This is a genomic window from Mesorhizobium sp. M0772 (assembly GCF_040320135.1).
Taxonomy (GTDB): Bacteria; Pseudomonadota; Alphaproteobacteria; order Rhizobiales; family Rhizobiaceae; genus Mesorhizobium.
In genome coordinates this window covers 19,887-33,209 of the sequence record NZ_JAMYPB010000019.1, presented here as the reverse complement: position 1 = coordinate 33,209, position 13,323 = coordinate 19,887, and the positions used below count along the sequence as shown (strand labels likewise).

The window sequence follows — 13,323 nt, the reverse complement described above, 5'->3', positions numbered from 1 at the left end:
GGTTTGTGAAAGCGTCAGATGATGACGACCTTGGTGCCGACCCTGACGCGGCTGTAGAGGTCCATGACGTGCTCGTTGATCATGCGGAAGCAGCCATTGGAAGCGCTGGTTCCGATCGACTGCGGCGCGATGGTGCCGTGGATGCGCAGATGCGTGTCCTTCTTGCCGTCGTAGAGATAGATGGCGCGGGCGCCGAGCGGGTTCTGGCCGCCGCCGGGCATGCCGTCCTTGTACTGGCCGTAATGCTTGGGTTCGCGCTTCTGCATGTCGAGCGTCGGGATCCAGCGCGGCCATTCCTGCTTGTCGCCAACGGCAACCTTGCCCTTGAACTGCAGGCCTTCGCGGCCGACCGCGATCGCATAGCGGCGGGCGGTGAAAGCCGATTCGACGAGGTAGAGGCGGCGCGCGCTGGTATCGATGACGATCGTACCCGGCTCATAGCCGCTGAATTCGACGTCCTGCGGCACGAATTCCGGCTTCACCTTGAACTGCTTCTTGGCTTGCCGCTTGGCGAGAGCCTGGTCGAGCGCGCGCGTTTCGGGGAGATAGGCAATCGACGAGGCAGAGGACGTGCCGCCGAACAGGCCGGCGAACAGTCCGCCACTCGTCGGCTTCTGGCCCGGGGCCTCGCTGCGCAATTCGCCATTGTTGCCGGTCAGCGCGATATTCATCGCTTCGGCCGGAAGCGGTTCAGCCGATTCGATCGGCTCGATCGGCGCGATCGGGTCAACCGGAGCGATGATCTTGGTGGTCTTCTTGCCTGGCTTGGCGTCGGCAACCACGACCGGCTTGCCCTTGCTTGCCAGGAACGCCTGGCGCTGGGCATCGGCCCTGGCTTTCGCCGCATCGCGCATCGCCAGCTTGCGGGCCTCGAGCGCCTTGACGCGGGCGAGATCCCTGTCGGCGGCGATCTTGTCTTCGAGCTTGCTGATCTGAGCCAGATCATCCGGGCTCGGGTTTTTCTTCTTCTTGAGAAGCTTCAGCTGCGTCGCATCGCTCTTGGCGGCGACGTTGATGACAGCGGTTTTGCCAACCGCCTGCGGTGAGGTCATTGCCGGAGTGCCGGCGAAGGCCGCGGAGCTCATGCCGAATACGGCACAAAACCCCATGAAAATGAAGCTGCGAAGCTGCATGGCGAAGATCCGATCGTTCAATGCTTGTTGCCCACGGCGTCGCCCGGCGCCCCCCAAGGGCGCAGAAAGTGCCGCCGGCAATCTATAATCGAAGTGGCGTACGGGCCTCAAGCACGGGGTGCGGTCGAATCTTCGTGATCGTGTGCCATTTGCCGCGACTGTGTTGAAACAACAACAGATCGCGGCATCCGACCCTACCGACTACTGGTTCGGAACCTGCGGCGTGACCGGCAAGGTAACGCCATTGGTAGCCGGCGGCGCAGCCGAATCGGTTGCAGGTGGCGTCGCCGGAGATGGAGCCGTCGCCGGGGCCGTGGTGGCGGGCGGCGTGGCGGCGCCGTTGGCCGCGGGCGCGGCCGGTGCGGTGTTGCCCGAAGGCGGCGTCGGCGCCGTCGTGCCGGGCAACTGATTGAGCACGCCGTTGCCGCTGTCGGCCGGCACGCGGTCGAGAATGTCGATCGGTTTTTCGCCATAGCGGGCAACGATCGAGAGTGTCAGCGACGTCACGAAGAAGGCGGCGGCCAGGATCGCCGTCGCCCGCGTCAGCGCATTGGCGGCGCCACGCGCGGTCATGAAACCGGAACCGCCGCCAATGCCGAGACCACCGCCTTCGGAGCGTTGCAGCAGCACCACGCCGACAAGGGCGAGCACGACCATGAGATGGATGACGATCAGTACGGTTTCCATATTTTATCCTGGCAAGCCCTGCCGCTCCCTGGCGATCAGGGCCGGTGATTTGGAGGCGGCTCCATACAATGCTTTAACGGCATTTCCAAGCCCGTGGCCGGAATATGGGAAGCAATGCGCCCTTTGCAACGATTTCCGCCGAACTGCTGCGTTCATAAGTCTATGACCGAACTAGTCGGCAACGAAATTCCGGGGCCTATGCGATATTCTGGTATGCCTCGGCGATGGCGAGAAAGTCGGACGCCTTCAGGCTGGCGCCGCCAACCAGCGCGCCATCGACGTTTTTGACGCCCAGCAGTTCGACTGCGTTGGACGCCTTGACCGAGCCGCCATAGAGAATGCGCATCTTGCCGGCCACGACTGCGCCGAGCGCTTCCGCCAGTTTTTGGCGGATATGTGCGTGCGCCTCCGCCACGTCTTCGGCGGTCGGCGTCAGGCCGGTGCCGATAGCCCATACCGGCTCGTAGGCGATAACGGTGTTGGCGGGCGTTGCGCTCGGTGGCACCGAGCCGGCGACCTGCCGCGACAACACGTCGAGTGCTGTGCCCGCTTCGCGCTCCGCCTTGGTCTCGCCGATGCAGATAATGGCGACGAGCCCTGCCCGCCACGCCGCCGAGGCCTTGGCGAGGACGATGGCATCGTCCTCGCTGCGCTGTTCGCGGCACTCGGAATGGCCGACAATGACGTGGCTGGCGCCCGCATCCTTCAGCATCTCGGCTGAGACACAGCCGGTGAAGGCGCCGCTTTCCTTGATGTGGCAGTCCTCGCCACCAGCCCGCACCGGCGTGCGCGACAGGATTTCGACGGCGCGCGACAGCAAGGTCGCCGGTACGCAGACCAATGCTTCGGTCTCGGCGTCGAGCCCGCTCATGAAGCCGTTGCCGATCATCCTGAGCTCGTTCAGCGAAGCGCTGGTGCCGTTCATTTTCCAGTTGCCGGCAACGAGCGGTCGAATTCCTGGCGTCATGGGGATCTGGTTCTCCGGGCGACATTGGGGTCTCGCCCTCCCTATCAAAATCAGGCCACAAAGCAATCGACAGTGAGCCGGAAGGGCGCTATTGCGCTTGTTTCAGACTCGGGCGCACGCAAAACTGCGCAAAAATCGGAAGTAACAATGCTTGGTATATTAAGAAGCGCGGCAGGGACCTGGGTCGCGAAAGCCCTGCTGTCGCTGCTGGTGTTGAGTTTCCTTGCCTGGGGCGTCACCACGCGGATGACGGGCGGCTTCCTGGCCGGCCATCATGCGGTGATCACCGCCGGCAGCACCACCGTGTCGATCACCGAGTACCGCCTAGCCTACGATCGCCAGATCGCCATGCTGCAACAGCAGATCGGCCAGCGCATCAGCCGCGACCAGGCCAAGGCCTATGGCATCGACAACCAGGTGCTGGCTCAGTTGGTGTCCGGCGCCGTCCTCGACGAACAGGCGCGCAAGCTCGGGCTTGGCTTCTCCAAGGACAGGCTGGCCGAACTGACGCGGCAGGAACCCGCCTTCCAGGGCCCGAATGGCCAGTTCGACCGCCGGCTGTTCGAATCCCGCCTGCGCGAACTGGGAATGCGGCCGGAGGATTATCTGAAGAACCGGGCTCAGGTGGCGGTGCGCCAGCAGATCGTCGAAGCGGTTTCGGACGGGCTCAAGGCTCCGGATACCTTCTTCAAGGCAGTTGCGCTCTATCGCGGCGAAGACCGCACCATCGACTATCTGATCTTGCCAAAGGCGTTGGTGGAGCCCATCGAGGCGCCATCCGACAGCGTGCTTCAGGCTTATTTCGAGGCCAACAAGAAAACCTACGCGGCGCCAGAATACCGCAAATTCTCCTATGTCCGGCTCGAGCCCGAAGACCTCATGGATGTCAGCGCCGTAACGGACCAGCAGGTCAGCGACGACTACAACAAGAACAAGGGCCGCTACACCACGCCGGAAATGCGCACCATCGAACAGCTGGTGTTTCCTTCCGCGGACGCCGCCAAGGCGGCATCCGATTCGCTGAAGACGGGCGCCACTTTCGACAAGATCGTCACCGCGCAGGGCAAGACCCCGGCCGACACGCTGCTCGGCACGCTCTCCAAGGATAAGATCACCGACAAGGCGGTCGCCGATGCCGCATTCGCGCTTGCCGTCAACGAAGTCAGCCCGGTCGTCCAGGGCGCGTTCGGTCCGGTGCTTTTGCGCGTTACCGAGATCAAACCGGAAACGGTGAAGCCGCTGGCGGAAGTGTCAGACCAGATCCGCAAGGATCTGGCGCTTGGCGAAGCAAGCCGCATCCTGCTCGACGTGCACGACAATTACGAAGACACCCGCGCCGCCGGCAGCACGCTGGCCGAAGCCGCCGCCAAACTCAAGCTCAAGGACGTTACCGTCGAGGCCATAGACCGCACCGGCCTCAAGCCGGACGGCACCATCATCAAGGACCTGCCGGCATCGCCGGACCTCATCAAGGCGGTGTTCGAGGCCGAGCCCAACACCGAGAATCAAGCCCTGACCACGCCTAACAACGGCTTCGTGTTCTATGAACTGACATCGATCACGCCGGCTCGCGACCGCACGCTGGACGAAGTCCGCCAGCGCGTGGTGGCGGACTGGACGACAGAGGAAACGACCAAGCGGCTGACCGCGAAAGCAGACGAACTCGACAAGCGCCTCAAGGCTGGCACCACACTCGACGTCATCGCCGGCGAACTGAAGCTTGAAAAGCAGACCAAGCGCGGCGTGAAGCGCGAGGCCGACGATGTCGATTTCGGCAAGGAGGGTGCTGCTGCGATGTTCGGCGTCGGCGAAGGCGGCACCGGGCTGATCCCCTCGCCCACCGGCGACGGCCAGATCCTGTTCAAGGTCGCCGAAGTGTTCGAGCCGGCCGGAGCCGACGCCAGCTCGGTACCCGACGATGCGCAAAAATCCTTCACGCAAGGCATGTCCGACGATCTGCTCGACCAGCTGGTGGCGCAGTTGCAGACGCAGTACGCCGTCAGCGTCGACCAGGCCGCCGTTGCCCAAGCCCTCGCCCAATGAATGGCCTTAGCCCAATGAACGTCTTGGCCCAATGAGCGCCCTGAAGACCCATATCGCCAAGGTCGCCACGGGAACCGGGCTTACCTTCGAGGAAGCGCGCGAAGCTTTCGACATCATCATGTCTGGCGACGCGACGCCGGGCCAGATCGGCGGCTTCCTGATGGCGTTGCGCGTGCGCGGGGAGACCGTGAGCGAGATTTCCGGCGCCGTCGCCACCATGCGTGCCAAGATGCTGCGCGTCGAAGCTCCTGAGGGCGCCATCGACATCGTCGGCACCGGCGGCGACAATTCGCATTCAGTCAACATCTCGACCGCTTCGGCCTTCGTCATTGCCGGCTGCGGCGTGCCGGTCGCCAAGCACGGCAATCGCGGCCTGTCGTCGCTGACGGGCGCTGCCGATGTGCTGGTCGCGCTCGGCGTCAAGATCGATATCCCGCCAGAGGTAATCGGCCGCTGCATCCAGGAGGCCGGCGTCGGCTTCATGTTCGCACCTGCGCACCACCCGGCGATGAAGCATGTCGGCCCGACCCGCGTCGAGCTCGGCACGCGTACCATCTTCAACCTGCTCGGACCGCTGTCCAATCCGGCCGGCGTCAGCAGGCAGATGGTCGGCGTGTTCCTGCCGGAATGGATCGTGCCGGTGGCCGAGACATTGAAGGCGTTGGGCACCGAGCATGCCTGGGTGGTCCATGGCGACGGCTATGACGAAATCACCACCACCGGCGAAACGCAGGTGGCGGAACTGGCCGGCGGCGAGATCCGCCATTTCACGCTCACCCCGGAAGCCGTCGGCCTGCAGCGCCACACCAAGGACGAGTTGCGCGGCGGCGACGCCGCCTACAATGCCACGGCGTTGCGCGACATGCTGAGAGGTGCTGCCGGGGCCTATCGCGATACGGTGCTGATGAACGCCGGCGCCGGCATGGTGGTGGCCGGCAAGGCGACGACGCTTGCCGACGGCATGGCCGCGGCCACACAGGCCATCGACAGCGGCCGGGCGCTGGGCGTGCTCGACAGGCTGGTCGAGATTTCGAACGGATGAGCCGTGGCTGACATTCTGCGCAAGATCGAGGCCTACAAACGCGACGAGATCGCGGCGGCGAAGGCGCGGATACCGTTGGCCGAGATCAAGGCGCGAGCCAGGGATGCCGACGCACCGCGTGGCTTTCTGAGGGCGCTTGAGGCGAAGCGCAGATCGGGCAGCTTCGGCCTGATCGCCGAGATCAAAAAGGCAAGCCCATCCAAAGGCTTGATCCGTGCCGATTTCGACCCGCCCGCACTGGCGCAGGCCTATGAGAAAGGCGGTGCCGCCTGTCTTTCGGTGCTGACCGATGCGCCATCCTTCCAGGGCGCGCCGGAATTTCTCACCAATGCACGGAAGGCAGTGTCCCTGCCCGCGCTGCGCAAGGATTTCCTGTTCGACCCTTACCAGGTCTACGAGGCTCGCGCATGGGGCGCCGATGCCATCCTGATCATCATGGCCAGCGTCGATGATGCCTTGGCGAGCGAATTGGAAGCGACCGCGTTCGAACTCGGCATGGACGCGCTGATCGAGGTGCATGACGAGGCCGAGACGCAGCGCGCGGTAAAACTCTCGTCGCAGCTGATCGGCATCAACAACCGCAATCTCAGAACATTCGAGACCAGCCTCGAGACCTCGGAACGGCTGGCATCGATGGTGCCGGGCGGCCGATTGCTGGTCAGCGAGAGCGGAATTTTCACCCACGACGATTGCTTCAGGATGCAAAAGACCGGCATCAGCACCTTCCTCGTCGGCGAGAGCCTGATGCGGCAAGAGGATGTCGCTGCGGCAACGCGGCTGCTTTTGACAGGCAAGGCGAAAGCAGAGGCCATCTGAGGATGGCAGCCGCCCTCACCCATCTCGGCGCCAAGGGCGAGGCCAACATGGTCGATGTCGGCGAGAAGGCGGAGACGACGCGCACGGCGGTCGCCGAGGGCTTTGTCTCGATGCGGGCCGAAACCCTGAAGATGATCCTCGACGGCGACGCCAAGAAGGGCGATGTGCTGGGTACCGCGCGCATTGCCGGCATCATGGCTGCCAAGAAAACGCATGAGCTGATCCCACTCTGCCATCCGCTGCTTTTGACCAAGGTGTCGGTCGACATCGAACCGGACACCACGCTGCCCGGCCTCAGGGTCACCGCGCTCGCCCGCGTCACCGGCAAGACCGGGGTCGAGATGGAGGCGCTGACCGCGGCATCTGTCGCGTGCCTGACCATTTACGACATGGCCAAGGCGGTCGACCGCGCCATGGTGATTTCCGGTATAAAGCTGGTGGAAAAGACCGGCGGCAAGTCCGGCGACTACAAGGCGGGTTCGTAAATGGCGCTGGTTCCGGTCGCCGAGGCGCTTCAACGCCTACTCGACGGCGCTGTGGCGTTGCCCGGTGAAAGCGTCGCGCTGGCGGATTCGGCCGGCCGGGTGCTGGCGGAGCCGGTCGTGGCGCTGCGTACCCAGCCGCCTTTCAATGCATCTGCCATGGACGGCTATGCCGCACGGGCGCGGGATGTGGCGACCCTCCCGGCGAGGCTTTCGGTGATCGGCAAGGCGCCTGCAGGGCGAGGCTTTGACGGCGCTGTAGGTAAGGCGGAAGCTGTGCGCATCTTCACCGGCGCGCCGCTGCCGGAAGGCGCAGACACCATCGTCATCCAGGAGAATGTCCGCGATCTCGGCGGTGGCCGGATCGAGGTCACCGAACCGACGGCGAAGAACCGTAACATCCGCCGCCTTGGACTGGATTTTGCCCAAGGCGACGTGCTGCTGGAGAAAGGCCGCGTGCTCGATCCGGCTGCATTGTCGCTGGCGGCGTCGGCCAATCATCCCCGGTTGAACGTGGTGCAACGGCCGCTGGTCGCCATCATCGCCACCGGCGACGAATTGCTGCCACCGGGTAGCGAACCTGGCCCCGACCAGATCATCTCGTCCAACGCCTATGGCGTCGCTGCTGTGGCGCAGTCGGTCGGCGCTCGCGCGCTCGATCTCGGTATAGCGGCCGATCGCAAGGAAGTGATCGCGGCGCTGGTGAAAAAGGCGGTCGATGCGAAAGCCGACGTCATCGTCACGCTCGGCGGCGCCTCGGTCGGCGACCATGATCTCGTCCATGACGTGCTGACTGGCGAAGGCATGAACCTCGACTTCTGGAAGCTCGCCATGCGCCCGGGCAAGCCGCTGATGTTCGGGCGGCTGGGCGATATCAGGTGCATCGGCCTGCCCGGCAATCCGGTGGCGAGCCTGGTCTGCTCGCAATTGTTCCTGAAGCCGTTATTGGCGCAGCTCGGCGGCCGTCCCCACCGGCAGGACATCCGCCAGGCTCAGCTTGGCGCCGCGATGCCGGCCAATGATCTAAGGCAAGACTATGTGCGCGCCGTGGTCCGGGAAGAAGCCGGCGCATTGGTGGCGACGCCGTTTGGCATCCAGGATTCCTCGATGCTGAGAATGCTGGCCGACGCCAACGGCCTGATCGTGCGCGAGCCCTTCGCTCCGGCGGCAGAAGCAGGCGCTGCTTGCAGCGTTCTGATGTTGCGCTGAGGTCGCGCATTTAAGCCTTTAAATCTAACAGATAAACTGTTTGTTACTACGCCAGCAATGTCCGCGTCAGCGGATGTGTCGGATCGGCAAGCCCGTCGACGATGCTGAAATGATGCCGGTCCGGCTCGACCACTGTGCTGGTCGTGGCGCCGAGGCCGATCCAGATGTTGGCAAGCAGCGCATTCTGGCGCAGGAACTCCGCCCGCTCGCCGCCGCCGGCCCAGCAGGTGATGCGCGCGCCCTGCATGGGGCGCAGCAGAACCGGGCTTTCGGCCAGTGCTTCCGCTTCATCGATGGCCAGTGTCGCGTTCATCCCCGTGCGCATGATCGGCCGCAGATCATGAACCCCGGAGATCGAGACGACATTGCGTATGCGGCCGGCCACATCGGCGGCCAGAGGCGTCGTTGTCGTCACCATCCTGGAGGCGAGATGGCCGCCGGCGGAATGCCCGGTCAGGATCACCGGCCCGCCGACCATCGTCGCCGCTTTGCCGATCGCCGCCGCGATTTCCCTGACGATGCCGGAAATGCGTATGTCGGGACAAAGCGTGTAAGTCGGCATTGCCACGGCAAAGCCATTGGCAACCGCGCCGTTGGCCAGATGCGACCATGGCTTGTTGTCGAACGCCTTCCAGTAACCGCCATGGATGAAGACGACGAGCCCTTTGGGCATGACATCGGGAAGGAACAGATCGAGCCTGTTGCGTGGACTGTCGCCATAGGAGATGTCGAGCTTGGCCCGACCGGACGCCGACATTGTGTCGCGAAAAGCCTGTGCCGGTGTGTCCCACGCGGCCGGCCAGCGATTGCTGCCGGCAATGTTGTCGCCGTTGGCGTAGGCATTGTCCCAATCGGCAACACGATGTTCGAGCATCTGCATCCCTCCCGGATGGCTTCAGTTCAGTCGACAGGAATGGCCGCCGAACAGGGCGGCGTCAATGCTGCGACCTAAAAACATTTTAGGCTTGAAACAAATTTCGACTGGTGCGATCCTGCGCCTTGTTCAGCCATGGGCGCGAGGCAGACAGGGGCAGCCGAAAATGCTTGGGCCATCAGCGCATATCGACACATTCACGCGTGACAACCTGCCGCCGCCGGAGCAATGGCCGGAGTTTTTGCTCGACGGCTTCGACTATCCCGACCACATAAATGCCGGCGTCGAATTGACCGACAGGCTGGTCGAAAAAGGCTTCGGCGACCACACCGCGCTGATCGGCAATGGCCGCCGCCGCACCTACAAGGAACTGTCCGACTGGACCAACAGGCTCGCCCATGCGTTGGTCGAGAATTACGGTGTCAAGCCGGGCAACCGGGTGCTGATCCGCTCGTCCAACAATCCGGCCATGGTCGCCTGCTGGCTGGCCGCCACCAAGGTGGGCGCGGTGGTCGTCAACACCATGCCGATGTTGCGTGCCGGCGAACTCGCCAAGATCGTCGACAAGGCGGAAATCACGGTCGCACTTTGCGATACGAGGCTGATGGACGAGATGACCGCCTGCGCCAAGGGCAGTGCGTATCTCAAGCAGGTCATTGGCTTCGACGGCACGGCCAACCATGACGCGGAACTCGACCGCGCCGCCCTCGACAAGCCGGTCACCTTCACTGCCGTCAACACCGGCCGCGACGATGTCGCCCTGCTCGGCTTCACCTCCGGCACCACCGGCGTGCCGAAGGCGACGATGCATTTCCACCGCGACCTGCTGATCATCGCCGACGCCTATGCCCGCGAAATCCTGGAGGTGACGCCCGACGACATCTTCGTCGGTTCCCCGCCCCTTGCCTTTACCTTCGGTCTTGGCGGGCTCGCCATCTTCCCGCTGCGTTTCGGCGCCGCGGCGACGCTGCTGGAACAGGCGACGCCGCCCAACATGATCCACATCATCGAGACTTACAAAGCGACCATTTCCTTCACCGCGCCGACAGCCTATCGCGCCATGCTCAAGGCGATGGATGAAGGCGCTGACCTGTCCTCGCTGCGCGTCGCGGTTTCGGCGGGCGAGACGCTGCCGGCGCCTGTCTTCGAGGAATGGACGCGGAAGACCGGCAAGCCGATCCTCGATGGGATCGGCGCCACCGAGATGCTGCATATCTTCATCTCCAACCGCTTCGACGACATGAAGCCGGCCTCCACCGGCAAACCCGTCGGCGGCTATCAGGCACGCATCGTCGATGACGAGATGCGGGAGTTGCCGCGCGGCTCTACTGGCCGGCTGGCGGTGCGCGGCCCGACCGGCTGCCGCTACATGGCCGATGCCAGGCAAAAGGACTATGTCCGCGACGGCTGGAATCTCACCGGCGATACGTTCACGCAGGACGAGGATGGCTTCTTCCACTTCGCCGCGCGTTCCGACGACATGATCGTCAGCGCCGGCTACAACATCGCCGGCCCCGAGGTCGAAGCGGCGCTGCTCTCGCATCCCGACGTCGCCGAATGCGCGGTGACCGGCGCCGAGGACGGTGAACGCGGCCAGATCGTCGAGGCGCATATCGTGCTTGTGCAAGGTGTTTCGCCGGACGCATTGACCGTCAAACGCCTGCAGGACCACGTCAAGGCAACGATCGCGCCCTACAAATATCCGCGTTCGGTGAAGTTCATCGACGCCTTGCCCAAAACCCAGACCGGCAAGATCCAGCGCTTCCGGTTGCGCGCGGAGAAGATCAATTGATTAAGCCGCACGATCCGGCGTCCGATGGCGCGCAGATGTCGTTCAAGGAGCGGATGTCCTACAGCGACTATCTGCAGCTGGACAAGGTGCTCGATGCGCAGGCGCCGCTGTCTTCTGCCCATGACGAGATGCTGTTCATCATCCAGCATCAGACATCCGAATTGTGGATGAAACTGGCCCTCCACGAGATCCGCGCCGCGATCAGCTCGATCCGCGCCGACCGCCTCGAACCGAGCTTCAAGATGCTGTCGCGTGTCGCGCGCATCTTCGAGCAGCTCAACAATGCCTGGGACGTGCTGCGCACGATGACGCCCAGCGAATACACCGAGTTTCGCGACGCGCTCGGCCAATCCTCGGGCTTCCAGTCCTGGCAGTACCGCGCCATCGAGTTCATGGCCGGCAACCGCAACCTAGCCATGCTCGGGCCGCACAAGCACCGGCGCGATCTTACGGACAGGCTGGAAGCGATCCTGGCCACGCCGTCGCTGTACGACGAGGCGCTTCTGCTTTTGGCGCGCAATGGCTTCGACATCGGCGCCGATGCCGGGCGCACGGACTGGCGCGAGACGCGCGGTGAGAACGAAGACGTGCTGGCTGCCTGGCAAACCGTCTACCGCGACCCGCAGCGCTACTGGATGCTCTACGAACTGGCCGAGAAGCTGGTCGACTTCGAGGATTACTTCCGCCGCTGGCGCTTCAACCACGTCACAACGGTCGAGCGCATCATCGGCTTGAAGCGCGGCACCGGCGGCACCTCAGGCGCCTCCTATCTGAAGAAGATGCTGGAGGTCGTGCTGTTTCCGGAGCTCTGGACGGTCCGCACCCGGCTCTAGAGCATTTCACCGTTTAACGGAAACGGCGAAATGCTCTAGCTCTTTGATTGACGCAATTTCGGACGGAAAACCGCTTCACACTTTTCCTGAAATTGCTCTGGTTTCTCACGTAACCGCGGTCTTCACCGCGAAGCGGGCGTCCTGCCAGGCGCCGGTGCGCAGAATATCCTCCAGGACTTCGACCGCTTGCCAGACATCGCCATATCCGACATAGAGCGGCGTGAAGCCGAAACGGATGGTCGACGGCGCCCGGAAATCGCCGATCACGCCGCGCTCGATCAGCGCGCGCATCACCTGATAGCCATGCGGATGGAGGAACGACACCTGGCTGCCGCGCTGGCTGCCGTCGCGAGGACTTTCCAGTTCAAGCCGGTAGGCGCCGCATCTGGCTTCGACGAGCTGGATAAACAGGTCGGTCAGCGCGATGCTTTTTCTGCGCACCGCCGCCATATCGACGTCGTTCCAGATATCGAGCGCGCCCTTGAGCGCCCGCATCGACAGCACCGGCTGCGTTCCGCACAGGAAGCGGCGAATGCCGCTGCCGACGGCAAAGCCCTGCTCGAAGGCAAAGGGCCGCGCATGGCCCCACCAGCCGCTGAGCGGCTGGTGGGCATCGTCATGGTGGCGCTCGGCCGCGTAGATGAAGGCTGGCGAGCCCGGGCCGCCATTGAGGTATTTGTAGGTGCAGCCGACGGCGAAATCGGCATTGGCACGGTCAAGTTCGACCGGCAAGGCGCCGGCCGTGTGGCAGAGATCCCAGATGATCAGCGCGCCGGCGTCATGTGCCTTGCGCGTCAGCGCCGCCATGTCGCGCAACTGGCCGGATTTGTAGTTGACGTGGTTGACCAGGATGACGGCAACGCTGTCGTCGATCAGCTCCTCGACTGCGGCCGCGTCGACGCCCTCCAGCCGCAGCCGCGTTCCCGGCCGGGTCGAGGCGACGCCTTCGGCCATGTAGAGGTCGGTCGGGAAACTGTCGCCCTCGGCAACGATGACCGACCGATCCGGCCGCATGCCGAGCGCTGCGTGCAGCAGCTTGTAGATGTTGATCGAGGTTGTGTCGCAGACCACCGTCTGCCCATCAGCCGCGCCGATCAGTCGCCCGAGCTGATCTCCGAGTTCCACCGGCATGTTGAACCAGCCGGCGGTGTTCCAGGCGCGAATGAGGTCGTGCGCCCATTCCTGCGTGGCGGCCTGCTGCAGTTCGCTGAAGACGACCGCTGACGCGGCGCCCAGGGAATTGCCGTCGAGATAAATCACGCCTTGCGGCAAGACAAAGCGTTCACGCATGGAGCGCAGCGGATCGGCGGCATCCATTGCTTCGATTGTAGCGAGATCGGGTGTCGTGCTCATGATCCGGCGCCCCTCCATGGACAAACGCGCGCGGCGGAGCCTGCCGCCCAAACATGCCGGCGATCTTGAGTGGTCGCCCTTGAACTGTCAAA

Annotated in this window: 12 protein-coding genes; 7 read left to right on the top strand and 5 right to left on the bottom strand. The window is 63.9% G+C overall.

The window, feature by feature from the left end; translation table 11 throughout:
- Positions 1-14 precede the first annotated feature (14 nt).
- The 3 genes from NKI06_RS15055 to tpiA form a co-directional block, all read right to left on the bottom strand.
- The gene (locus NKI06_RS15055; RefSeq protein WP_027049440.1) at positions 15-1,133 is read right to left on the bottom strand and encodes a L,D-transpeptidase; all 1,119 of its coding nucleotides are present in this window, start codon (positions 1,131-1,133) and stop codon (positions 15-17) included.
- Between the two features lie 201 nt (positions 1,134-1,334).
- On the bottom strand, positions 1,335-1,820 hold the full coding sequence (gene secG / locus NKI06_RS15050; RefSeq protein ID WP_352652936.1) for a preprotein translocase subunit SecG: 486 nt from the start codon (positions 1,818-1,820) through the stop codon (positions 1,335-1,337).
- 196 nt (positions 1,821-2,016) lie between these two features.
- A complete protein-coding gene (tpiA, locus tag NKI06_RS15045; protein ID WP_023819952.1) occupies positions 2,017-2,787 on the bottom strand; it encodes a triose-phosphate isomerase in 771 nt (256 codons plus the stop codon).
- 147 nt (positions 2,788-2,934) lie between these two features.
- On the opposite strand from tpiA, the gene NKI06_RS15040 reads away from it, so the two are divergent.
- From NKI06_RS15040 to NKI06_RS15020, 5 genes are read left to right on the top strand one after another with little or no spacing between them, the layout of a single operon-like run.
- Entirely contained in the window at positions 2,935-4,830 is a 1,896-nt protein-coding gene (locus NKI06_RS15040) for a peptidylprolyl isomerase (protein WP_352986011.1), read from the top strand.
- A gap of 31 nt (positions 4,831-4,861) precedes the next feature.
- Positions 4,862-5,872: an anthranilate phosphoribosyltransferase gene (gene trpD / locus NKI06_RS15035; RefSeq protein ID WP_023712346.1), complete on the top strand. Its 1,011-nt coding sequence runs from the start codon at positions 4,862-4,864 to the stop codon at positions 5,870-5,872.
- Between the two features lie 3 nt (positions 5,873-5,875).
- Positions 5,876-6,688 carry an indole-3-glycerol phosphate synthase TrpC gene (trpC, locus tag NKI06_RS15030; protein ID WP_027049444.1) on the top strand — a complete coding sequence of 271 codons (813 nt, stop codon included), beginning with the start codon at positions 5,876-5,878 and terminating at the stop codon, positions 6,686-6,688.
- 2 nt (positions 6,689-6,690) lie between these two features.
- The gene (gene moaC, locus NKI06_RS15025; protein ID WP_023684710.1) at positions 6,691-7,173 is read left to right on the top strand and encodes a cyclic pyranopterin monophosphate synthase MoaC; all 483 of its coding nucleotides are present in this window, start codon (positions 6,691-6,693) and stop codon (positions 7,171-7,173) included.
- Positions 7,174-8,379: a molybdopterin molybdotransferase MoeA gene (locus tag NKI06_RS15020; protein ID WP_352986009.1), complete on the top strand. Its 1,206-nt coding sequence runs from the start codon at positions 7,174-7,176 to the stop codon at positions 8,377-8,379. It abuts the gene before it with no gap.
- Between the two features lie 46 nt (positions 8,380-8,425).
- Here the strand turns inward: NKI06_RS15020 and NKI06_RS15015 are convergent, their stop codons facing one another.
- A complete protein-coding gene (locus NKI06_RS15015; protein WP_352840309.1) occupies positions 8,426-9,253 on the bottom strand; it encodes a hormone-sensitive lipase in 828 nt (275 codons plus the stop codon).
- Positions 9,254-9,419: 166 nt separating this feature from the next.
- Here NKI06_RS15015 and NKI06_RS15010 point away from each other — a divergent pair, with 166 nt between their 5' ends.
- Both NKI06_RS15010 and kynA read left to right on the top strand, forming a co-directional pair.
- The gene (locus NKI06_RS15010; RefSeq protein WP_352986006.1) at positions 9,420-11,045 is read left to right on the top strand and encodes an AMP-binding protein; all 1,626 of its coding nucleotides are present in this window, start codon (positions 9,420-9,422) and stop codon (positions 11,043-11,045) included.
- Positions 11,042-11,878, top strand: a complete 837-nt coding sequence (gene kynA, locus NKI06_RS15005) for a tryptophan 2,3-dioxygenase (protein ID WP_352811759.1) — start codon at positions 11,042-11,044, stop codon at positions 11,876-11,878. Before NKI06_RS15010 ends, kynA begins: the two co-directional genes overlap by 4 nt.
- Before the next feature lie 105 nt (positions 11,879-11,983).
- On the opposite strand, the gene kynU is transcribed toward kynA, so the two are convergent.
- Entirely contained in the window at positions 11,984-13,231 is a 1,248-nt protein-coding gene (kynU, locus tag NKI06_RS15000; RefSeq protein ID WP_352811756.1) for a kynureninase, read from the bottom strand.
- Positions 13,232-13,323: the final 92 nt, after the last annotated feature.

Bases quoted from the DNA above. Each gene is read 5' to 3' on its own strand.
- moaC (WP_023684710.1), top strand. From the start codon at position 6,691: ATGGCAGCCGCCCTCACCCATCTCGGCGCCAAGGGCGAGGCCAACATG.
- NKI06_RS15040 (WP_352986011.1), top strand. From the start codon at position 2,935: ATGCTTGGTATATTAAGAAGCGCGGCAGGGACCTGGGTCGCGAAAGCC.
- trpD (WP_023712346.1), top strand. From the start codon at position 4,862: ATGAGCGCCCTGAAGACCCATATCGCCAAGGTCGCCACGGGAACCGGG.
- tpiA (WP_023819952.1), bottom strand. From the start codon at position 2,787: ATGACGCCAGGAATTCGACCGCTCGTTGCCGGCAACTGGAAAATGAAC.
- NKI06_RS15015 (WP_352840309.1), bottom strand. From the start codon at position 9,253: ATGCTCGAACATCGTGTTGCCGATTGGGACAATGCCTACGCCAACGGC.
- NKI06_RS15055 (WP_027049440.1), bottom strand. From the start codon at position 1,133: ATGCAGCTTCGCAGCTTCATTTTCATGGGGTTTTGTGCCGTATTCGGC.
- NKI06_RS15020 (WP_352986009.1), top strand. From the start codon at position 7,174: ATGGCGCTGGTTCCGGTCGCCGAGGCGCTTCAACGCCTACTCGACGGC.
- secG (WP_352652936.1), bottom strand. From the start codon at position 1,820: ATGGAAACCGTACTGATCGTCATCCATCTCATGGTCGTGCTCGCCCTT.
- kynU (WP_352811756.1), bottom strand. From the start codon at position 13,231: ATGAGCACGACACCCGATCTCGCTACAATCGAAGCAATGGATGCCGCC.
- NKI06_RS15010 (WP_352986006.1), top strand. From the start codon at position 9,420: ATGCTTGGGCCATCAGCGCATATCGACACATTCACGCGTGACAACCTG.